General features: G+C 42.4%; 17 protein-coding genes. 8 read left to right on the forward strand and 9 right to left on the reverse strand.

The features are described 5' to 3' along the window. Window positions 1-6 precede the first annotated feature (6 nt). From ABDW02_RS02760 to ABDW02_RS02780, 5 genes are all read right to left on the reverse strand, one after another. On the reverse strand, window positions 7-753 hold the full coding sequence (locus ABDW02_RS02760; RefSeq protein ID WP_343631870.1) for a methyltransferase domain-containing protein: 747 nt from the start codon (window positions 751-753) through the stop codon (window positions 7-9). Then, complete coding sequence (gene pseC / locus ABDW02_RS02765; protein WP_343631872.1) at window positions 740-1,942, reverse strand: UDP-4-amino-4,6-dideoxy-N-acetyl-beta-L-altrosamine transaminase; 1,203 nt, start codon at window positions 1,940-1,942, stop codon at window positions 740-742. The genes ABDW02_RS02760 and pseC overlap by 14 nt, the downstream gene beginning before the upstream one ends. Beyond that, entirely contained in the window at window positions 1,939-2,952 is a 1,014-nt protein-coding gene (gene pseB, locus ABDW02_RS02770; RefSeq protein WP_343631874.1) for a UDP-N-acetylglucosamine 4,6-dehydratase (inverting), read from the reverse strand. Before pseB ends, pseC begins: the two co-directional genes overlap by 4 nt. A 63-nt stretch (window positions 2,953-3,015) precedes the next feature. After that, complete coding sequence (locus tag ABDW02_RS02775; RefSeq protein ID WP_343631876.1) at window positions 3,016-4,413, reverse strand: hypothetical protein; 1,398 nt, start codon at window positions 4,411-4,413, stop codon at window positions 3,016-3,018. Continuing rightward, window positions 4,397-5,692: a hypothetical protein gene (locus ABDW02_RS02780; RefSeq protein WP_343631878.1), complete on the reverse strand. Its 1,296-nt coding sequence runs from the start codon at window positions 5,690-5,692 to the stop codon at window positions 4,397-4,399. The genes ABDW02_RS02775 and ABDW02_RS02780 overlap by 17 nt, the downstream gene beginning before the upstream one ends. A 66-nt stretch (window positions 5,693-5,758) precedes the next feature. Between ABDW02_RS02780 and ABDW02_RS02785 the strand changes: the two genes are divergently transcribed. Then, window positions 5,759-7,252 (forward strand): polysaccharide biosynthesis C-terminal domain-containing protein, encoded by a 1,494-nt coding sequence (locus ABDW02_RS02785; RefSeq protein WP_343631880.1) that lies wholly within the window; start codon window positions 5,759-5,761, stop codon window positions 7,250-7,252. On the opposite strand, the gene alaS is transcribed toward ABDW02_RS02785, so the two are convergent. After that, complete coding sequence (gene alaS, locus ABDW02_RS02790; protein WP_343631882.1) at window positions 7,241-9,859, reverse strand: alanine--tRNA ligase; 2,619 nt, start codon at window positions 9,857-9,859, stop codon at window positions 7,241-7,243. The two genes, ABDW02_RS02785 and alaS, sit on opposite strands and share 12 nt — an antisense overlap. 99 nt (window positions 9,860-9,958) lie before the next feature. Next, window positions 9,959-11,647 (reverse strand): AarF/UbiB family protein, encoded by a 1,689-nt coding sequence (locus ABDW02_RS02795; protein WP_343631883.1) that lies wholly within the window; start codon window positions 11,645-11,647, stop codon window positions 9,959-9,961. 143 nt (window positions 11,648-11,790) lie between these two features. Here ABDW02_RS02795 and ABDW02_RS02800 point away from each other — a divergent pair, with 143 nt between their 5' ends. The 3 genes from ABDW02_RS02800 (at window position 11,791) to dnaK (ending at window position 16,964) form a co-directional block, all read left to right on the forward strand. Beyond that, window positions 11,791-13,302, forward strand: a complete 1,512-nt coding sequence (locus ABDW02_RS02800) for an amino acid permease (protein WP_343631885.1) — start codon at window positions 11,791-11,793, stop codon at window positions 13,300-13,302. Window positions 13,303-13,360: 58 nt separating this feature from the next. Beyond that, complete coding sequence (locus ABDW02_RS02805) at window positions 13,361-14,830, forward strand: amino acid permease (RefSeq protein ID WP_343631887.1); 1,470 nt, start codon at window positions 13,361-13,363, stop codon at window positions 14,828-14,830. Window positions 14,831-15,059: 229 nt separating this feature from the next. After that, entirely contained in the window at window positions 15,060-16,964 is a 1,905-nt protein-coding gene (dnaK, locus tag ABDW02_RS02810) for a molecular chaperone DnaK (protein WP_343631889.1), read from the forward strand. A 133-nt stretch (window positions 16,965-17,097) separates the two neighbouring features. On the opposite strand, the gene ABDW02_RS02815 is transcribed toward dnaK, so the two are convergent. Next, window positions 17,098-18,132 carry an o-succinylbenzoate synthase gene (locus ABDW02_RS02815; protein WP_343631891.1) on the reverse strand — a complete coding sequence of 345 codons (1,035 nt, stop codon included), beginning with the start codon at window positions 18,130-18,132 and terminating at the stop codon, window positions 17,098-17,100. Further along, window positions 18,120-19,034 (reverse strand): 1,4-dihydroxy-2-naphthoate octaprenyltransferase, encoded by a 915-nt coding sequence (gene menA, locus ABDW02_RS02820; RefSeq protein WP_343631893.1) that lies wholly within the window; start codon window positions 19,032-19,034, stop codon window positions 18,120-18,122. The genes ABDW02_RS02815 and menA overlap by 13 nt, the downstream gene beginning before the upstream one ends. A gap of 102 nt (window positions 19,035-19,136) precedes the next feature. Between menA and ABDW02_RS02825 the strand changes: the two genes are divergently transcribed. The 4 genes from ABDW02_RS02825 (at window position 19,137) to ABDW02_RS02840 (ending at window position 21,860) form a co-directional block, all read left to right on the forward strand. After that, window positions 19,137-19,817: a hypothetical protein gene (locus tag ABDW02_RS02825; RefSeq protein WP_343631895.1), complete on the forward strand. Its 681-nt coding sequence runs from the start codon at window positions 19,137-19,139 to the stop codon at window positions 19,815-19,817. Window positions 19,818-20,031: 214 nt separating this feature from the next. Continuing rightward, the gene (locus tag ABDW02_RS02830) at window positions 20,032-20,979 is read left to right on the forward strand and encodes a nitronate monooxygenase (RefSeq protein WP_343631897.1); all 948 of its coding nucleotides are present in this window, start codon (window positions 20,032-20,034) and stop codon (window positions 20,977-20,979) included. 23 nt (window positions 20,980-21,002) lie between these two features. Next, a complete protein-coding gene (locus ABDW02_RS02835; RefSeq protein ID WP_343631899.1) occupies window positions 21,003-21,440 on the forward strand; it encodes a DUF4442 domain-containing protein in 438 nt (145 codons plus the stop codon). Between the two features lie 105 nt (window positions 21,441-21,545). Then, window positions 21,546-21,860: a rhodanese-like domain-containing protein gene (locus ABDW02_RS02840; protein WP_343631901.1), complete on the forward strand. Its 315-nt coding sequence runs from the start codon at window positions 21,546-21,548 to the stop codon at window positions 21,858-21,860.

Below are 21,860 nucleotides of genomic sequence, written 5' to 3' on the forward strand. Positions count from 1 at the left end.
AGTTACTTATTTTTTGATGGAAAAAACAGCAATAACCGATCCTTTGAGGTCTTTTCTGTCTTCATCAATGCTATGACTAAAATACACATGATCTACTGCTTCTCCAAAGAAGTCTGTCAATTGCGATGCTTGTGTTGTCAATCTGCCGGCTCCGGGAATATAATCCAGGTTTTTGATTTGCTCCTGAGCGACTAATCCTCCATATTCCACACCAACTGCGATAATGGCACCGTTTTTTGCAACTCTGACCACTTCCTGAGCGGCTTTTACGGGATCTTCGCTATAGGATATCACCCAGCCCATAATCACCACATCAAAAGAATTGTCAGGATAAGACATGGCATGCATATCTCCCAAGTCAATCCAGGAAGAATAGCTGATCAGGTCAAGCCCGCGAATATTCTTTTTAAGAAATCCGTAACCAATCAAACTTAAAAGTTCTCCTTCCGTGCGGGGGCCAATAGTTAGCACTTTCGAATGAATACCCACTTTATCGATAGCGGTTACGGGCTTGATAAGCGCCAGGGACCTCACAACAGCAAGATCTTTCAACCCTTTTAGATTGTGAAATACTGTATTGGATGCAATTGCTTTTTGAGTGGATAGATCGAACGTCTTCAATTTCCGGCAGATTCTCACGAAATAAAAGAAACGCAGCCTGGCAATACAATAACGCACGAAGTCAATGGTTAACAATTGATGGAAAAATCCTCTGACTATGCCTTTGTATTTATGTTGGTTATGATCTTTCATAGAATAGTTTTGTTGTGCTTATAACGTGATTTATTTCTTCTTCGGTCATGGACGGGAACATCGGAATGCTCATACATCTTGAATAATAGCGTTCTGCCATCGGGAAATCGCCCTCTTTCCAACCTTGTCTACGGTAATAAGGCATCAAATGAACGGGGATGTAATGAATTTGCGCAAAAATCCCGTTGGATCTGAGGAAATCATAGAGCCCTTTCCGGTTTTCGACCTCCAGTACGAACAGGTGATAAGCATGCCCCTCAATCAATCCCGAAGAATGAATGATTCCGGGAATGTTTGAGAATGCGTTCGTATATGCTTTCGCAATGGACCTTCTTTTGGCTAAATTCCGTTCGGCACGTTTTAACTGGGAAATGCCCAGTGCTGCCTGGAAGTCCGTTAAGCGGTAATTGTATCCCAATTCCTGCATTTCCATATACCAAAGCGGGTATTCACCGGTTGAAGGACTGTTGCCAACCGCAAACCCGGCACTGTTTTCGAAAAGTCTGGCATCGCGTGTTATTCCATGTGAGCGCAAGGTCAATAACTGTTTATACAGATCCGGATCGTTGGTAGTAATCATTCCTCCTTCACCCGTTGCAATGTGCTTTACCGGGTGAAAAGAGAACACACTTAAGTCCGCAAATTTTCCGTTCCCGGCAAACTGATCTGTTCCGTCTTTGTCTTTAAAAAATCCACCGGGAGCATGACAAGCATCCTCTATGATCCATAATCCATGGTCATCAGCCAATTCCCGGAATGCGTCCAGTTGAGGAACACGTCCTGCAAAATCAACAGGAATAATTCCCTTAATTTTTTTATCCGGATTATTCTTAATGACCGATTTGACTGATTCCAAATCCATTAGATAGGTTTCCGGATCGATATCGGCAAACAGGATCTGACCGCCACAATATTTTACGCAGTTGATCGAAGCAGCAAAAGTAATCGGGGTGCAGATGACAAATTCGTCTTCGCGTATTCCCAGAGCCATTACAGCTAAATGCAAAGCAGCAGTCCCGTTACTTAACGCAACCGCATAGTTTGATTCTGTATACTTCGCAAATGCTTCTTCAAATTCGGCAATTTTTGGGCCTTGTGTCAAAAAATCGGATTGCAGGGTTTCAATAACCGTTTGAATATCTTCGTTGGTTATTTCCTGTCTTCCGTAGGGAATGATCGGGTTGCTCATGGCTCAAAAGTAGGATCAACGTGTTCTTTGATAAGTTTTCTCAAGCTGTCCACCGTTTCCCAATCCGAATTTTTGTCGGAAGAGTACGAAAAGCCTTCGGCTACTTTTGTGGCATTGAAATGTGTGATGAACTGATCCAGTTTCCAATTAGGGGTTTGAGGCAGGATCGTATAGTATTTTCCTAAATCATAAGTAAAGAAGGAATCGGATGAAGTAATCATTTCCTCGTGGATCTTTTCTCCGGGGCGAATCCCGACAACCGGTTTTTCACATTCCGGGCCAATTGCTTCGGCAACATCCAAAATACGGTAAGAAGGAATTTTTGGAACAAAAATTTCTCCTCCCCAGGCCGTTTCCAATGCATGCATGACCATGTCAACACCTCCTTGCAGCGAAATATTGAAGCGGGTCATGGATTCTACCGTAATAGGCAATACACCTTCGCTTCTTTTTTTCTTCAGGAAAAAGGGAATCACGGAACCGTTGGAACCCATCACGTTCCCGTAACGGACAACTGAGAATTTTACATTTCTTTTTCCTTTGATATTATTGGCAGCAACAAATAATTTATCGGAGGTTAATTTGGTAGCACCATATAAATTGATGGGTGCACATGCTTTATCCGTTGAAAGAGCTACTACATGTTCCACATTGCTCTTCAGAGCAGCTTTTATCACATTGTCAGCACCTCCTACATTGGTTTTCACACATTCATCCGGGTTGTATTCCGCAATGTGCACGTGTTTCATAGCTGCCGCATGGATCACATAATCAATTCCCGAGAATGCTCTTTCAAGCCTGTCAAGGTCGCGGACATCACCGATGAAATAACGTATCTGGGGATAAACACTATGTGGAAATTCCTGCTCCATTTCGAACTGCTTCTGCTCATCACGTGAAAAAATAACCAGTCGGGCTATTTCAGGATGATGATTTAAAATATGTTTGGTAAGTGCTTTCCCAAGCGAGCCCGTTCCTCCAGTAATTAGTATTGATTTGTTTTTCACCAATTTTTTATTTATCTCCTACAAAGATATCAATTCAGGCAGAATAACCCACATGTACCGTTTTGTTTATAATTCGGCCCAGATTTCTCCTGAATGGATCCTCTCCGGAAGGTTATTTCTTTCGTAAAATTCATCCAAATCCTTATAGACAGACTTTTTTAATGCTTTTACTTTGGAGAGTCTATAATTCTCAAAAATCCACACTGTTTTTTTGAATTTTGGAAGACGTTTGAACAACCAGGGAATATAAAACAGTTTTCCGATGTGAAGTAAAAGGTAATACCTTAAGAATTTCGGTTTCAACTTCGGATTTTTTTTGATTTCCGGATTTGATATTAAATAGGGATTGAAGTACAGGGCACAGCGTAAATGATTCAAACCGTCGTCAAATCCGAAAGCATCTTCGATAATCCGTTTCCGTTCGGCAACTACGTGCTCGGGATTTACTGCCGCTGTGTTTTTCAGTATCAGAACCTGCTCAATTGCCGCCAGCAATTCTTCCTGGGTTTTCACCAAAAATGCTCCTTTATAGATCGAGGATCTGATGAAATCGGGGTCCGGATTAATCATTAATGTCGGAATGTTTAAAAGCCAGGCTTCCATAATGGAAGTGCTCTCGAAAGCCATCCACAAATCAGATATCTGGATCAAATCCTGGATGTTCTCTTCGTCCTTTAAATAAAGCACATTATCATACGCTGTCAGGCGATTCATTTCATTGAGAGAATCCCTGTTGTCCGATTCAAAATTTTCCCGCGGATGTTTTTTAAGAATAAACAGTGTATCCGGATATTTCTCGATGGCTGACTTTAAACATTTCTCCACTAAATTTCGCTGACTTTCAATCCATCGAATTCCTTCTTCCCGTTTATCACCTACGTAGTTAAGATTGTGGAGAAGATCATCGATTTCTTTATTTTGCAGTTTACCAAAAGCCCAACCTGCATAGCCTGTGACGGTTTTGTAATGTGCTTTTCCATATTTGGCAAGGATTCCTGAATGCTCATTCATGCTTGAATAACGATACTTATCGATTCCGGGAGCGCCGGTCACGCAGACCTCCTCTTCCGGGAGATGATATTTAGATACCAGGTAATTTTTGACACGTTGATTCCAGGTGAACATTTTGGGGCAAAACGTTTTTTTATCCAGATTGAATGACCAGAAATCATACTTTATTTCGGTATTGAAATTCCCCTCTGAATCATGAATGAAAAGTGGAACTTCATTGTCATAACAGTACTTTGCAATTTCATAGTAGAAATGGTTTCCTCTGGAATTTGGGAGCAGTACCAGGTCCGGATTACCGGTTTTTATTTTTTGCGCATCCCATACAAATTCCAGGCTGACCTCGTAATTTTGGAACCGTTCCAGGTAATAAATAAATCCGATAAGGAGATAGAAATCCCTTCCTTCATTACTAACCAGGTAACATTGCGCTTGTTTTTTATGCTGTAATTTCATGAAGAAAGTGAGCTATTTGTTTGGTAAGTTCACTGTTACTGAACTCAATAACGGAAGTTTGAGGTTCAAAATCATCCAATTTGTTTTCGACCATCAACTGATGCAAAAATTGACGGATTTCTTTTTTTTCGCTGTATTCAAAGGACTTCCCCAGTTTTTTTGTTTCTACTATTTTTTTGACATCCCCGTTTGACGGTCCGAATACCATGATCGGTTTTTGACTCCGGAGCATTTCGAATAATTTTCCGGGAATACGTCCACCTGCATTGGCTGCCTGATTGATTGGCAATAGCAGGAGTGAAGCATGTTCATATTCTTTAAAGACCTGTTTGCGGGGAATCATGCCCATCAACTCCGTCAATTCGATTAAATGAGTTGATTTTAAAGATTCGATCACCGAATAATCGACTTCGCCCGCCAATTTGATTTTTACCCGGGATTTTAACTGGGGATTTTCCTCCAGAATTTCTTCCAGAGCCTCAAAAAACGAAACCGGATTTCGGTCATTTCCAAGAAGTCCGCCGTGAAAAAAGGTGAAGTTTGAAGTTGTTTTCGGCTCGTACCCGGAAAAATCCGATTCATCATACCCGTAATAAAAAACCGAGACATCCCGGGCCCCGATCTGTTCCAGGTCTTTTTTCCACGTCGGGCTGGCAATGGTTATTTTTGCGGCGGTTTGAAATACTTCCTGCTCCAATTGATGATGGATCCTGTTGGCTCTTTTTCCGATGAGCATTTTGGAATAATAATCGACCTGCGTCCACGGGTCCTGAAAATCCGCCAGCCAGGGAATACCAAACTTTTGAGACAAGCGCATCCCGATTACTGTATTTGTATGTGGAGGCCCATCCGTAAAAATCGCATCTACCGGGTTGTTCTTTAAATATTCTTCCAGGTATTTCAGAGAAGGTTTAATCCAGGATGCACGTGCGTCCGGAATAAAGAAATTTCCTCTTACCCAAATGGAAAGCGTATCAATAAGCCCTCTTTTTTTTTCAGAGCTTTGAGTGATATTCTGAAGCGGTTTATGAACAGGCCTGCGGGAGATTTTTTTAAACAATTGGGTAGGTTCAAATAAAGGAACCCGGTGAATCTCCAGGTTAGCCGGAACGTCTTTTAAATTTGATTCGTCCAGAATTTGATAAGAAGCATTTTTAGCTGTAAAAACGATAGGTTCCCAGCCAAATTCACGAAGGTATTTCACCAGTTTTAAACATCTTAGCACAGTAATTCCTCCGGAAGGTGGCCAATGATATGTGATGATAAGTACCTTTTTCATTTCATTCTTAATGTTTGCGAATTTAGTAATAACTTTTTTCTGAATGAAACAGTATCTTTGCCTCCAATGGGATTAGTACAAAAAGATGCTCTGCGGACCATGATTATCTCCTATGCAGGGATTGTTCTGGGGTATCTCAATAAAGGATTTTTATTCATTCTTATTTTAACGACGGAGCAGATCGGATTGGTTAATTTAATCTATTCGGTGGGAATTCTTTTTGCCCAGTTTGCCAACATGGGAACCATTTATACGACCTGGCGTTTTTTTCCTGTTTTCCGCAATGAATCCAGGAGACATCACGGGTTTTTGCCATTGATGATTCTGTTTGTTTTAACCGGGATTGTTCTTTGTACCCTGGCTACCTTCTTTTTCAGGCATGAAATTGAGCAGTCATATCTTGAAAAATCCCCGGATTTCGTAACGTATTATGTCTGGTTTATCCCGATCGGGATATCTACGGTGTTTTTCCTGTTTTTTGAAGTGTATCTGCGGAGTTTGTATAAAAATATCATTTCGGTATTCGCCAATGAAATTGTCTTACGTTTGGCCCTGACAGTCATATTGGGTATCTATTGGTTGAAATGGATCAGTTTTAGCAACTTTGTCATGCTCCACAGTTTGATCTATTTCATCCCGGTATGCATGTTGTTGGTTTACATGGTCCGGATCGGGGAATTCAATATCAGGCTTTCCAGTATCCGTATTTCGAAACGGTTCCGTAAAATCTTGCTCAAATCGTCTTCCTATTTTTACATCAATACACTCGGACTGGTTATTGTGGCGTCTTTAGATGTGGTAATGCTGGCTCAAATGGACGGATTGGAATCAACCGGGATTTATTCAACTGTTTTATTTTTAGCAAGTGCGCTTCAGGTCCCTTATAAATCCATAATCCGGGTTACAGCCCCATTGGTTTCGGATCATTGGAAAAACCGCCAATTCGGAGAGATTCAATCTTTATATGTGAAGGTAAGTTCGGTTGCCCTGACTATCGGTTTGGGGTTGTTCCTGTTTACCTGGCTGAATATTGAGTTTCTTTTTTCCTTTCTGAAACCTGAGTTTGCGTCGGGTATTTGGGTGTTTTTTTTCATTATGATCGGCCGTATCTTTGATATGTATTGCGGGATTAACTCTTCCATATTCACTTCTTCCAAGAAGTACAAATACGATGTCTATTTTACTGTTTCACTAATCCTGATCGTTTACTTTTTGAACCTACTCTTTATCCCGATTTGGGGGATGAACGGCGCAGCGATCTCCACTTCAATTGCCTTGGTGCTGGTTAACCTGGGAAGACTCATTTTTGTTTGGAACATCCTGAAAATGCATCCGTTTACCTGGAAACAGGTCACGGTGATTTTCACGGGATTGCTAACACTCACTTTCGGAACATTTATACAGGGGTATATACAACAAGGATGGATCCTGTTTTTCTGTGAATCCATCCTTGTATTGACAATGTTTATGTTACCGGTATATTACCTGAAATTAGATACTGAGATTGTCAATTACACCAATAAAATACTGGCTGTAATCTTCAAAAGATCAAGAAAGTAAGCTCTCTTTCAATTGGTTGATTGCCGGTTCCAATCCAGCCGGATTTTTCCCGCCTGCAGTAGCGAAGAAACCCTGTCCGCCACCACCGCCCTGGATCAGTGATGCAACAGATTTTACTAAATTCCCGGCATTCCATCCTTTGGCTGAAACCAGGTTTTCATCTACCAAAACGCTTACTGCGCACTTGTCTTCTTCTTTCGAGCCGATTACCGCAACTAAATTCGGAACTTCTCCTTTCAGCTGGAACAAAATATCTTTTACCGAACCTGCATCCAAATCGATAATGGATTCCAGGAAAGAAAAGTCTCCTTTGGAAACAATTTTCGTTTTCAGATCCGCTTTCACCAATTTAGCCTGCTCTTTTTTGAAGTTTTCCACCTGTTTTTGAAGCTGGTTATTTTTGGAAATCAGGTCTTCGATTGCTTTTGAAACGTCTTTCGGGTTTTTCAATAACTCGTTCACAGATTTCAATTTCGATTCCTGGTCCGTGTAATAGGTTTCTACCGCCACATTTGTGATTGCTTCGATACGGCGCACACCTGCTGCTACTGCAGATTCCGATTGAATTTTGAATAAACCGATCTGCCCGGTATTTTTCACGTGCGTTCCTCCGCATAATTCCACGGAATCACCGAATTTAATCACGCGCACCGTATCTCCGTATTTCTCGCCGAACAAAGCCATAGCACCCATTTCTGTTGCCACTTCGATCGGAACATTGCGTCTTTCATCCAGATCAATGCTTGCACGAATGGCTTCGCTCACCAAGGATTCGATTTTTGCCAACTCTTCATCCGTTACCTTGGAGAAATGCGAGAAGTCGAAACGCAGGTAGTTCGGATTTACCAAGGATCCTTTCTGTTCGACGTGAGTTCCCAAAACGGTTCTCAAAGCATGATGCAGGAGGTGAGTGGCCGAGTGATTGTATGCGGATAACTTGCGTTTTTGCTCGTTCACTTCTGCTGTAAACGGTTTTCCCGGGTTTGCAGGAAGTGTTTCGGATAAATGAACGATCAGGTTGTTTTCCTTTTTCGTGTCAAAGATCACCACGGATTCCGAATCGTTGTAGATTCTTCCCGTATCACCGACTTGTCCACCACCTTCCGGGTAGAAAGGTGTTTTGGAGAAAACCAATTGGTAAAACGTCTTCTGTTTTTGGGAAACCTTGCGGTATTTCACAATCTCAACAGCTGTTTCCAGGTAATCGTAACCCACGAATTCTTCTACCGAATCATCGATCAGTTGTACCCAGTCATCTGTTTCAATAGCCGTTGCAGCACGTGAACGGTCTTTTTGTTTCGTCAGTTCCGCGTTGAATCCTTCTTCGTCTACGGAAAGATTGTTCTCGCGGGCAATCAGGCTTGTTAAATCGAATGGGAAACCGTAAGTATCGTATAATTCAAAAACGGAAACTCCGTCAAGAATGGTTTTGTTGTCATTTTTTGCAGCAGCAATCAATCCTTCGATGCGTTTGATTCCTTGCTCCAGTGTGCGGAAGAAAGACAATTCTTCTTCGCGGATCACTTTTTCAATCAGTTCACGCTGCTTGATCAATTCGGAGAACGGATCTCCCATGACTTCTGAAAGAATAACCGACAATCCGGAAAGGAACGGCTCTTTCAATCCCAGCGTCTGGTATCCGTAACGGACAGCACGTCTCAAAATACGACGAATCACATAACCGGCTCCCGTATTAGAGGGCAATTGTCCGTCTGCAATGGAGAATGCAATGGCACGCACGTGATCTGCAATCACACGCAATGCAATGTCCGTAGGTTCATCTGTTCCGTATTTTTTTCCGGAAACACCTTCCATGTGACGGGTGAGTGTCTGGAACAAATCGATATCGTAGTTGGATGTTTTGTCCTGAAGGGTCATTGCCAGACGTTCCAATCCCATTCCCGTATCTACGTGAGTTGCGGGAAGCAATTCCAAACTTCCGTCTGCCTTGCGGTTGAACTGCATGAATACGTTGTTCCAGATCTCGATCACCTGCGGATGGTCTTCGTTTACGTATTGTTTTCCGTCACCTTTCGCGCGTTCTGCTTCCGGACGGTTATCCACGTGGATTTCGGTACATGGCCCGCATGGTCCCGTATCGCCCATTTCCCAGAAATTATCCTTTTTGGAAGCTAGAATAATGCGGTCTTCCGCAATGAATTTTTTCCAGATATCGTAAGATTCCTGGTCTTTGGGAACCCCGTCTTTTTCATCACCTTCAAAAACGGTTACGTATAAACGGTCTTTCGGGATCTTGTAAACTTCCGTCAGCAATTCCCACGCCCATGCAATGGCATCTTCTTTGAAATAATCACCGAACGACCAGTTACCCAGCATTTCGAACATTGTGTGGTGGTATGTATCCACACCAACTTCCTCCAGGTCATTGTGCTTTCCTGAAACACGTAAACATTTTTGAGAATTGGCGACACGACGATTTTTCGGAACCGCATTTCCAAGGAAAAAGTCCTTGAATTGGTTCATTCCGGCGTTCGTAAACATCAAGGTCGGGTCATTTTTCACAACCATTGGTGCTGAAGGAACAATCTGGTGTCCTTTCGACGCAAAAAAATCAAAAAACTGCTTGCGAATTTCGTGTACTGTCATTGGTATTCAACTTGCGAACTAGCGTTCAATAAAATTTAATGAGCGCAAATTTAGTCGAATAAGTCAATTTTACGGACGAAAAACAGTGAAATGTTCAGATTATTTAGCCCTGAACATCAAACGTAAAACAACGAAAACAGATATGATGACTGTCGTAACGAAGAAGACATCCGGGAAATTTCCGAATGCAGACTGCATGAACGGTTCTCCCTTGGAATTGTAAATCACTGTTTTTACGTTGTAAACCTTCAAAAGAGTCGCACAGATCAATAACATCCCCAATAAAACGATCGCACCGAAACGGTAAATATGTCTCCTGATTTCGGTGTTTCCGATCGTATTTCCTTCTTCACCCAATTTGATATTGTGGCGAAGCCCTTCGTGTTTGAAACTGGTGATGATTGCTTTGATGTCCTTCGGAAGCGTTTCTACCAGGTACAAATAATCTTCCGCAGAGGAAATGATCTTGGATTTGATGTTTTTCCACCCGAAACGCTCTTTGATTTTTTCGGTAGCGTACGGTTTCACCATGTTGATCAGGTCGAGTTTTACCTGCAACGATTCCGCTACTTTCTGAATGGTTACGAGCGTTTTCAAGAGCATGTACAAACTGCTCGGAATAGTGATCCCGTATTTCATCAGTAATTTGAACGTATCTGTAAATAACCCGGAAATATCTACTTCGTTATAGGAGTAGAACGTGTATTTCATGGTTAATTCATTGATCTCAAATTCGAGGCTTTCGATATCCCGGAAGTTTTCCACCTCGGTTAACTTCAAAAGTGCTTTGGCAATTTTATGCGGACTGTTGTCTGCAAAGCCGATCAGGAAGTCAATCAGTCCGTCAATCTGCTTCGGTTTCAGGCTGGCACACATCCCGAAATCGATCAGGACAATCTGGTTATTCCCGCGGATAAACATATTTCCGGAATGCGGGTCAGCATGGAAGAAACCATGTTTAAGGATCATCGTCAGGATCACGTTCATTCCATTTTCTGCAATGACTTTCGGATTGTATCCTTTGTCAATGAGGTTCATGAGATTGTCGGGCGGTTCGCCTTCCACATACTCCATGATCAATAATTTCGACGTAGAATACTTGCTGTAAACTTTAGGCACATACACACGGTCGTCTCCTTTGAACATGTGTTTGAAGCGCATCATGTTTGAAAGCTCATTCATGAAATCGAGCTCTTTGAGCATGATATCCCCAAAATCCTCGATAAAACGGATCAGGTTAAAATTGCTGATCTCCGGGTATTGATTCTGGATTTTTTGGGCAAAGATCTGGAGGAGTTTGATATCCAATCGGATTTTGTTGCGGATATTCGGGCGCTGTACTTTCAGGACCACTTTCTCCCCGGTATGTAGTCTAGCAGTGTAAACCTGTGCAATAGATGCAGATGCAATATGTCTTTCATCGAATTCTGCAAAAACAGTATCAATAGAAGCTCCGATCTCGTTTTCAATGATCTGGATGGCAATATCATCGGGCATTGGCCTTGCGGAAGATTGTAATTTTTTCAGCTCCATCCGCAAACCTTCCGAAGCAATATCGGGTCTGTCTGCAACGATTTGACCGAACTTGATAAATGTCGGCCCAAGGTCTTCAATGATTAAACGCAGTCTTTCGGAACGTGTCTTGCGATTTTTTCCTCTCGGGTCGAAGATTACACGCAACGGACCGGTTGTCAGCCAATTGGCAACGTAATGACCTGCAATGATCCGAATGATCGATAATAGCCTGAAGAAATTTTTGAGGTTTGAACTAAAGCGAAAAATCCACATAAAAGGTCATTATTTATATCAAATGTAATCGAAAGTTTAGTTTAGAGAATAAGGTAAGTTAAATCTCGGGACAAATTTTTAGATTTTAGCATTCATTCACATTTTTTCTATCTTTAGCGACTTGAAAACTAAAAAATCTTAATATGGCAAGTAGTGTATGGCGTAAAAAGCCAATGAGCGCTTTTGAAGCGGACATGAAGAAAAGTCAATTGAAGCGTGTTCTTGGAAAATGGAGCTTAACTGCAATTGGTGTCGGTGCAATTATCGGAGGAGGGATCTTCGTTCTTACGGGAACGGGAGCTTATTATCATGCCGGCCCTGCATTGGCTCTTTCATTTGTAATTGCAGGTATTGCATGTGTTTTTGCTGCTTTATGTTATTCGGAATTTGCTGCAATTTTGCCGGTTGAAGGATCCGCTTATGCATATGCTTACGGAACTATCGGGGAACTTTTGGCGTGGATTATCGGTTGGGGACTCGTCCTGGAGTATGCCATGGGATCGATGACGGTCGCTGTTTCTTGGTCGGGGTACTTTAACAAATTGCTGAAAATGTTCCACATCGTTCTGCCTGAGTGGCTGACGTCCGATCCTGCAAGTTATACGGGAACAGGTTTTTCCATGAATTTACCGGCGTTTCTGATTGTTTTATTGGTAGTAAGTCTTTTGGTAAGAGGAACGAAAGGTGCGGCCAAAGCGAACAATTTCATTGTAGTTCTGAAAGTATCAGCAGTACTTTTCGTAATTATTGCCGGTTTATTCTTTATCAATACAGCCAACTGGTCTCCGTTTATTCCGGAAGTAAAACAAGTGGCGCATGAAGGTGTGAAACACAGTGCTTATGGAATTACCGGGATTATTTCCGGTGCAGCGGCAATCTTCTTTGCTTACGTGGGGTTTGATGCCGTTTCGACCCAGGCAGGGGAAGCTATTAATCCGAAGAAAGACGTACCGTTTGCAATTGTTGCTTCGCTATTGATCTGTACCATTTTATACATCCTTGTTTCTTTGGTATTGACCGGAATGATGAACTACCAGGATTTCGACCCGAAAGGTGCTTACCCGGATGCAATTAAAGCTCCTGTTGCTTACGCCTTTGATATTGCCGGTCAAAAATGGGCAGGCTATATCATTACGATTGCTGCAACGGTTGGTTTGATTTCCGTATTGATGGTAATGATTATGGGGCAATCACGTATTTTCCTTGGAATGGCAAAAGACGGATTGATCCCGAAGGTATTCGCAGAAATCAACCCGGTTTCCGGAACTCCGAAACGCAATTTGTACATTCTTGGAGTTGTTATTGCAACTGTGGCGGCATTTACACCGATCAACAAATTGGCGGATATGACCAGCTTCGGGACGTTATTTGCCTTCTTAATGGTTTGTATCGCGGTTTGGGTACTTCGTGTGAAACAACCGGATTTGCCTCGTACGTTCAAAGTGCCTGCTCTTCCTGTAATCGCGGTTTTAGGTATTCTGATCAATATCTATTTGATGTGGAACCTGAGTATCGACGCTCAGTTGCTGTCTCTTAGCTGGCTTGCGTTAGGGATTATCATTTACTTCCTTTACAGCCGCAGAAAAAGTAATCTGAACCATTACAACCTGGATGCTTCGATTACTCATCACGATGAAGAATTGAACGAAGAATAATTGAACAAACACTTTTAAAGTCCTGCTTCAAAAAGGCAGGACTTTTTTATGACTGCTTATGGAAGAAAACACGACCAAAAAATCGCTGGGATTATTAGATGCTACGTTCCTCGTTGCGGGAAGTATGATCGGTTCCGGGATATTCATCGTTTCATCGGAAATGTCGCGCGATCTGGGAAGTTCAGGCTGGTTGCTTGTGACCTGGCTGCTTACCGGGATCATTACTTTGTTCGGGGCATTGAGTTACGGAGAATTGGCCGCGATGTTCCCGAAAGCCGGCGGACAATTTGTTTACATCCGTGAGGCCTGGGGAAAATTACCTTCGTTTTTATACGGATGGACCACTTTTGCGGTGATTCAAACCGGGGTTATTGCCGCTGTTGGCGTGGCATTCGGGAAATTTGCCGGCGTGTTTTTTCCGGTGCTGGTCGATAAAACATTGCTTGAGTATGGATCCGTTAAGATCAACGGGGCAAACTTTGTCGGAGTAGGAACGATTCTAATATTGACGCTCATCAACGTACGCGGAATCAATTACGGGAAAATCATCCAGGCAATTTTCACCAGTTCCAAGTTGATCGCACTCGCAGTTTTGATTGTAGCGGGAATTATCGTCGGGTTTTATTCCGGATTTTTTGATGAGAACTTCCACGACATGTGGGAAGCAACTTCCACAAAAAAGGAAGATGGCGGTTGGATAACCACCGATCTAACAGCGGTCGGGTTAATGATCGTACTTTCTACCACGATCATCAATTCCCTGTTTTCTTCGGATGCCTGGAATAACGTGACGTTCATTGCCGGAGATATCCGGAACCCCGAACGGAATTTGCCCCGCGCCCTGTTTCTTGGAACGTTTATCGTTACGATCCTCTATATTCTGGCAAACGTGGCTTATCTGGGCTTGCTGCCGCTTCACGGAACTCCTTTTGAGGGTGATTTTGTGTATACGAAAGAAGCAGTTGAATCCACCGGAATCCAGTTTGCCAGTTCGGATAGGGTAGGAACGTCGGCCGCGTTTATGCTGTTCGGGAATATTGCGAACATCCTGATGGCAATCCTGATCATGATCTCAACCTTCGGGTGTAACAACGGACTGATCATGGCCGGTTCGCGCTTGTTCTATGCCATGTCGAAAGACGGATTATTTTTCAATAAAGCCGGTAAATTAAATCGTTTCGGAGTGCCGGCGTGGGCCATGTGGATACAAAACTTATGGGCAATTGCCCTGTGTTTCTCCGGATCCTATGGAATCCTGATCAAGTTCGCCACTTTCGGTTCGATGGTTTTTTACATTGTAACGATTTTAGGATTGTTCAAACTGAGAAGAACAATGCCGGATGCAGACCGTCCTTACAAAGCGGTCGGTTATCCGGTGATTCCCTTTTTGTATCTGGTTTTCGCGGTGATAATCTGTGTTTCACTGACTGTATTTACTTTCTGGGATACATTCGGAAGTATTGTATTGATCCTGGCTGGGATCCCAATTTATTACCTGGCATTTAAGCGAAAAGAACCGATCAGCTAGTCGGTTTAGGGTTCGTTAGTTGACAAACAAGCAAATTCGGAATTTGGCAAAATTGCCGGAAAAGTGACAAAATGACACGGGTTGATGTGTCGATTTACCAGGTTCGTCAGTTGTTTTTCTTATTTCCTCTTCAAAACTGACAAATTTGTCAGTAATTGGTTGCCGATTCCCAATGGCACAACCTTTGACTAAGAGAAGGAAATTTTGATTAAAAACAAAAAACAATAAAATGGGAAAAATAATTGGAATCGATTTAGGAACAACGAACTCATGTGTTTCCGTAATGGAAGGAAATGAGCCGGTTGTAATCGCAAATTCTGAAGGTAAACGTACAACACCCTCTGTGGTAGCATTCGTGGATGGTGGCGAACTGAAAGTTGGTGACCCTGCGAAGCGTCAGGCGATTACCAACCCAACAAAGACAATTTACTCCATCAAGCGTTTCATGGGATCATCTTTTGACGATGTGAAAAATGAGGCTGGACGTGTACCTTATAAAGTTGTAAAAGGCGATAACAACACTCCGCGTGTGGATATTGACGGTCGTTTGTATACACCGCAGGAAATCTCTGCAATGATTCTTCAGAAAATGAAGAAAACTGCTGAAGATTATTTAGGTCAGGAAGTAACTGAAGCAGTTGTAACTGTTCCGGCTTACTTTAATGACTCACAGCGCCAAGCTACAAAAGAAGCCGGTGAAATTGCAGGTTTGACAATCAAACGTATTATCAACGAACCTACAGCTGCAGCGTTGGCTTACGGTTTGGATAAAAAAGGAGTGGATCAAAAAATTGTTGTATTCGACTTCGGTGGTGGTACACATGACGTTTCCGTATTGGAATTGGGAGACGGAGTATTTGAAGTATTGGCAACAGACGGAGATACACACTTAGGTGGTGACGATGTGGATGAGGCAATCATCAACTGGTTGGCTGATGAGTTCAAGGCTGAAGAAGGTTTGGATTTACGTCAGGACCCGATGGCTTTGCAACGTTTGAAAGAAGCTGCTGAAAAAGCGAAGATCGAATTGTCTTCAACAACTTCAACAGAAATCAACTTGCCATACATCATGCCGGTGAACGGAATTCCGAAACACTTGGTAAGAACATTGCAACGTTCAAAATTCGAGCAATTGATCGCTTCTATCGTTGAAAGAACAATCGCTCCTTGTCGTTCTGCCCTTCAAAATGCAGGATTATCTACAAGCGATATCGATGAAGTAATTTTGGTTGGTGGATCAACACGTATTCCTGTAATCCAGGATGCAGTTCAGCGTTTCTTCGGAAAAGCTCCGTCAAAAGGAGTAAACCCGGATGAAGTAGTAGCAGTTGGTGCGGCAATTCAAGGTGGTGTATTGACAGGTGAAGTGAAAGATGTATTGCTTTTGGACGTTATTCCATTGTCTTTGGGAATCGAAACAATGGGAGGTGTATTCACGAAATTGATCGAAGCAAATACAACTATTCCGACTAAAAAATCGGAGACTTTCTCAACAGCGGCAGACAACCAGCCGGCAGTGGATATTCACGTATTGCAGGGTGAGCGTCCGATGGCAGGCGACAACAAAACATTGGGTCGTTTCTCATTGACAGACATTCCACCGGCTCGTCGCGGAGAACCACAAATTGAAGTAACTTTCGATGTGGATGCTAACGGAATCATGCACATTTCTGCAAAAGACAAAGGAACCGGAAAAGAGCAGTCTATCAAGATTGAAGCATCTTCAGGTTTGTCTGATGAAGAAATCAAGCGTATGAAAGCAGAAGCGGAAGCAAATGCAGATGCTGATAAAAAACGCATGCAGGAAGCTGAAACGCTAAATAAAGCGGATTCATTGATCTTCCAGACTGAGCGTCAGTTGAAAGAGTACGGAGATAAAATTCCTGCAGATAAAAAACAACCGATCGAAGATGCTTTAGCAGCATTGAAAACTGAGTTTGAAGCGAAAAACATGGCAAACCTGGATGCGGCAATGGAACGTTTGAATACAGCTTTCCAGGCAGCTTCACAGGAAATGTATAACGCTGCAAATGCAGGTGGTGCAGATCAGGGAGCTCAGGGTGGAAACACCGGAGGAAATCCTGGTGATGAAGTAACAGATGTTGATTTCGAAGAAGTTAACGATAAAAAGTAACGAAGTTACTGAATTATAAATACGAAAGGGTTCTTGCTTGCAAGAGCCCTTTTTTGTTGTGACCTTTTGTAGGCACGCGACGCATCGCGTGCCTACAAAAGGTCACCGCGTGCTTGCAAGATATTTATTTAAATTATCGGGTATAAATCAGGTTTCCCTGTTCAATCTTCAATGGAGCCTCAAAATTCGTTTCATACAATCCGCCCGTTCCCAAACCCTGTGGCAAAACAGGATCGTAACCGGCCGTAAATTGTGCAATCGCATTCAATCCGATATTGCTTTCCAGTGCTGAAGTAATCCACCAGGGAATTTGGCGTTCTTCCGCCAGGTTAATCCATTCGACAGAACCGCTGAATCCGCCGTGTAAGCTTGGTTTCAGGATAATGTATTGTGGTTTGATGGTTTCCAGCAATTCGACCTTTCTATTGGTGTCATTAATGCCGATCAGTTCTTCGTCCAATGCAATAGGCAATGGTGTTTGTTCGCAAAGCGCTTTCATGTCGTTCCACGATCCTGCTTTGATAGGTTGTTCGATGCTGTGTAAGTCCAGTTGGGCCAATTCATCCAGCTTCCAAAGAGCATCCTGCATATTAAATGCGCCGTTCGCGTCTACGCGCAGAACGATTTTCGAAGCGTCAAACCTGGAACGGATTCCTTCCAGTAACCTCAATTCCTGTTTGAAATCAATAGCTCCGACTTTTAATTTAATACAGCTGAAACCGGCAGCGAGTTTTTCTTCGATCTGATCCTGCATGTAAAACGGATCGCCCATCCAGATCAGGCCGTTAATAGGAATACTGAATCCGCCGGGTCTTTTTGCTGCTTCAAAATAGATTTGCTTTCCGCCGTTTAACAGGTCGAAATAAGCGCTTTCCAAACCAAACAGGATGGAAGGATAATCCATTAAAAGCGCTTTGTTCTGAGTGAATAGAAATGGGTTTTCACAAACTTCTCTTAGCTTTTGCTCATAAACATCATCCGAACTGTAATCCGGTGACAAGCCGGGAATGACCGAGCATTCGCCCAATCCGGTAATTCCTTCCCGATTTGTCAATATAAGCTTCCAGCCCTTCTTTTGGGTTAAAACACCGCGACTTGTACCGCTTGGACGTTTAAAATCCAGTGTAAATGCCTCAAAAGAAGCTTTGAGGTGTTTTAAAGAATCCATGCGTTGATTGAAACACTGATAACGTACAACAAACTGATGAAAAACGTACCGAGAGCAACGATCTTTAATTGAGAATCCAATTCCCTTGGAACGGTGTTTTTGGAAACAAATACGAGGTGTTTAATAAACAGGATTGCCGGAAGAAAGGAGATGAATCCAAGCCAGTTTTTAGTCAATACCTGGAAAATTCCCCAGCTTACGAAAGCAGTGATAATTAAAAAGAAGTGATACTTTTTGGCATTTGCAGCTCCCAGTTTGACCACCAAAGTGCGTTTTCCGACCTTTTCATCATTCTCGCGATCACGCATATTGTTCAGGTTCAATACAGCCGTGCTTAAAAAACCGATGGTGATTGCAGGAAAAATAAGGATCCAGGATAAGGTATCCGAAAATAACGGATAAACACCAATTACGCTGACCAATCCGAAAAAGATAAAAACGAATAAATCACCCAAACCATTGTAGCCGTAAGCTTTTTTCCCGATCGTGTAGGTAATTGCCGCGAAAACAGACGCAATTGCCAAAACAATGTAGATGTAAACGCTTGTTGCCGAAAGGTTCTTCGTTCCGAAGTAAATCAATAACCCGGCGCTGATGAAAGACAGGAGTGAAGTGAAAATCACTGCATTTTTCATGGCGTTTTTGGAAATCGATCCGGACTGAACGGCGCGCATCGGTCCGACTCTTCCCGCATTGTCGGCACCCTTGAGAGAATCTCCCAGGTCATTTGCCAGGTTCGACAGGATTTGAAAAAGAAGCGTGGTAGATAAGGCCAAAGTGAAAATAACCGGGTTCCAGTAGCCTTGAAAAACAGCAATGAATGAACCTACGAGTATTCCTGAAATAGATAGTGGAAGTGTTCTTAATCTAAGCGCACTGATCCAGTCTGATGAATTTGCCATGTCCAAATTTCGGTATTTTATCTGTTCATTGTTCCGTCAGGCATTTAAACTTTCGGAATCATTGAAAAAAAATCCCTAATTTGGTGTATCTAAATTAAGTATATGAAAAAACTTCTTGGAATTATTATCCTTACAGCAGTTTCATTCGGAGCCTATTCACAGGAAGAAGAGACAGATCGATCAGAAGGTAAAAACTTCGTACTTAAATTCTGCCCGACCCAATTGGTTGCGGGTGAGTTTAATTTCAGCTATGAGCAGCGTATTGCACGGAAATTCAGTTTGGAACTGGAGGTTGGACCTACCATCTCCCAATTCGGTTTGAATTTCGGGAACCAGCGTTTGTGGCGATCGGATTTCTGGGATTTTGACCCGATCAGTACGGATGCTGAAGCAGCTATTGGTTTTCACGTATCTCTTGCACCAAGATTCTATCCGATGTCTGACGATAACCAATTGAAAGGTCTTTACCTGTCTCCGGTACTTAAATACAGGCAATACAATTACACCACTGAAGACATCAATGGGGTGCTGGATGATGCACGTTCCAGTTTGAGCCAGGCGATTTTCCGTTTCAATATGGGATTGCAGTTTTGGCCCGGTGATGGAAATTTCAGTATTGACATGTACTTCGGAGTAGGTTTGGGAACCTTTACCATCAAAGAGCAATACCTGGATAATTACGTCGATGATCAGGGATATGTTCAAAGCAAATGGTCTTCATCAACAGATACAGGGATCCGTTTAAACGCCGCAACGGGAATCAAATTCGGTTTCGGGATGTAATAAAAAAGCATTAGAAAACACTGAGAGCCTTTCGGAGAAATCCGGGAGGCTTTTTTAATTATCAATTATCAAGGATTCAATTATCAAGGATTCAATTATCAAGGACTCCATTATCAAGAAATTCTTTGACTTGATAATTCCCCGAATTCATAATTGATAATTAACATAGTATGCGTGCATAATTATTTGTATATTTGAATGTAATCTGTTGAAAATGGAAAAATTGGCTTTGAGCAACTTATTGAATATCGAACATCCGATCATTATGGCTCCCATGTTTTTGGTTTCGAATGAGGAAATGATCCTTGCAGGAACTGAAAATGGAATTGCTGCTGCCATTCCCGCATTGAATTACCGGTCTACAGAGCTTTTGCGGGAAGGTTTGAAGCGCATGAAAGCAAAGGCAAAAGGTCCGATAGGGATTAACCTGATTGTGAATGCTTCCAATATTTACATGGAAGAGCAATTGAAAATTTGCGTGGAAGAAGGGGTCGATTTTTTTATCACTTCTTTAGGTTCTCCGAAAAAAGTCATTGATGCCGCTCATGGAAAAGGAATCAAAGTTTTTTGCGATGTTACGGATGTAGCTTATGCACAGAAAGTGGAATCCCTGGGAGCAGATGCGGTGATTGCAGTTAACAACCGGGCAGGAGGACACGCCGGACGAATAGATGCACCGACCTTAATCAAAAGTATCAAAGAAGCAATTTCCATTCCGGTGATCTCTGCAGGAGGTGTCGGTACAAAAAAAGAAATGGACGAATTAATCGCTGCCGGAGCGGATGGATTTTCCATCGGTTCTGTTTTCATTGCTTCGAATGAAGCAGGTGTTTCCCAGGAATACAAGCAGGCATGTGTCGATTACGGAGCAAAAGATATCGTGATGACTTCAAAACTTTCAGGCACTCCCTGCACAGTCATTAATACGCCCTATGTAAAAGAAATCGGAACGGAACAATCCTGGCTGGAGCGCATTTTAAATAAAAACAAGCGTTTGAAAAAATGGGTGAAAGCGCTCACTTTTTACCGGGGAATGAAATCCCTGGAGAAAGCCGCTTTCAGTGCTACTTACAAAACCGTTTGGTGTGCCGGGCCAAGTATTGAACATGTAAAATCAATCCGTCCGGTAAAAGAAATCATCGAATCCCTTACGAAGCCATGAGTCCGAATTTGAAGAAATATTCGATGATGCTCCGTCTGATGGGCATTTTCAAAATCCCGATGATTGGCTACGTGCGTCCCCGCTTAGTGGAAATAAACGATAACGACGTGGTTGTAAGGATCAAGCTGAGAAGACGTACAAAGAACCATTTGAAAAGCATGTATTTCGGAGTATTGGCTGTAGGTGCGGATGTAACCGCCGGATTGCATGCCTTTTATTTTTGCGATGAACTCAATGTCCGTCCGTCCTTTGCGTTTAAGGGAATGAAGGCGGAGTTTTTGAAACGTGCAGAAACGGATGTGCTGTTTACCTGCAATGAAGGAGCGGTTGTGCGTGAACAGGTTTTGAAAGCAATCCAAACCAATGAACGGCAAAATCACTGGGTAAAAGTAACTGCCAAAGACCTGAACGGAGATATCGTAGCGTTTTTCGAGATGGAGATTTCAGTGAAGATCAAGTGAAATAAATTATAAATGGCTGGAATTATCAATCATCAGGTTATTTCACTACTTGATAATTATAGAATTGATAATTTATACTTTCCATTATCTTTGCCCAAAAAAAGCATGAATCGTATTACCTCCGAAGTTTGTAAACAGCTGATCCAGAATAATGAGGCAGAACTGATTGATATCCGCGAACCCTGGGAAGTGGAAATCTGTTCTATCGGGGGAACCAAAATACCCATGCATAAAATTCCTGAAGTAGCAGAATCGATGGATAAGTCCCGCTATTACATCATTGTTTGTAAAACCGGTAGAAGAGCGGAATCTGTGGCAAACTTACTGGAGTGCGCTCATGGATTTAAGCACATTGCTATTTTAGAGGGGGGAATTACGAATTGGTTTGAAACATTCGAACCGAATTATGAAATGTACTAA

The sequence above is a fragment of the Fluviicola sp. genome (assembly GCF_039596395.1).
GTDB lineage: Bacteria > Bacteroidota > Bacteroidia > Flavobacteriales_D > Crocinitomicaceae > Fluviicola.

What these genes read in the sequence shown, in the direction of transcription:
- menA (WP_343631893.1), bottom strand. Translation starts at nt 19,034, where the DNA reads ATGGCAAATTCATCAGACTGGATCAGTGCGCTTAGATTAAGAACACTT.
- ABDW02_RS02830 (WP_343631897.1), top strand. Translation starts at nt 20,032, where the DNA reads ATGGAAAAATTGGCTTTGAGCAACTTATTGAATATCGAACATCCGATC.
- ABDW02_RS02760 (WP_343631870.1), bottom strand. Translation starts at nt 753, where the DNA reads ATGAAAGATCATAACCAACATAAATACAAAGGCATAGTCAGAGGATTT.
- ABDW02_RS02800 (WP_343631885.1), top strand. Translation starts at nt 11,791, where the DNA reads ATGGCAAGTAGTGTATGGCGTAAAAAGCCAATGAGCGCTTTTGAAGCG.
- ABDW02_RS02805 (WP_343631887.1), top strand. Translation starts at nt 13,361, where the DNA reads ATGGAAGAAAACACGACCAAAAAATCGCTGGGATTATTAGATGCTACG.
- ABDW02_RS02815 (WP_343631891.1), bottom strand. Translation starts at nt 18,132, where the DNA reads ATGGATTCTTTAAAACACCTCAAAGCTTCTTTTGAGGCATTTACACTG.
- ABDW02_RS02840 (WP_343631901.1), top strand. Translation starts at nt 21,546, where the DNA reads ATGAATCGTATTACCTCCGAAGTTTGTAAACAGCTGATCCAGAATAAT.
- ABDW02_RS02780 (WP_343631878.1), bottom strand. Translation starts at nt 5,692, where the DNA reads ATGAAAAAGGTACTTATCATCACATATCATTGGCCACCTTCCGGAGGA.
- pseC (WP_343631872.1), bottom strand. Translation starts at nt 1,942, where the DNA reads ATGAGCAACCCGATCATTCCCTACGGAAGACAGGAAATAACCAACGAA.
- ABDW02_RS02785 (WP_343631880.1), top strand. Translation starts at nt 5,759, where the DNA reads ATGGGATTAGTACAAAAAGATGCTCTGCGGACCATGATTATCTCCTAT.
- ABDW02_RS02835 (WP_343631899.1), top strand. Translation starts at nt 21,003, where the DNA reads ATGATGCTCCGTCTGATGGGCATTTTCAAAATCCCGATGATTGGCTAC.
- alaS (WP_343631882.1), bottom strand. Translation starts at nt 9,859, where the DNA reads ATGACAGTACACGAAATTCGCAAGCAGTTTTTTGATTTTTTTGCGTCG.
- ABDW02_RS02825 (WP_343631895.1), top strand. Translation starts at nt 19,137, where the DNA reads ATGAAAAAACTTCTTGGAATTATTATCCTTACAGCAGTTTCATTCGGA.
- ABDW02_RS02775 (WP_343631876.1), bottom strand. Translation starts at nt 4,413, where the DNA reads ATGAAATTACAGCATAAAAAACAAGCGCAATGTTACCTGGTTAGTAAT.
- ABDW02_RS02795 (WP_343631883.1), bottom strand. Translation starts at nt 11,647, where the DNA reads ATGTGGATTTTTCGCTTTAGTTCAAACCTCAAAAATTTCTTCAGGCTA.
- dnaK (WP_343631889.1), top strand. Translation starts at nt 15,060, where the DNA reads ATGGGAAAAATAATTGGAATCGATTTAGGAACAACGAACTCATGTGTT.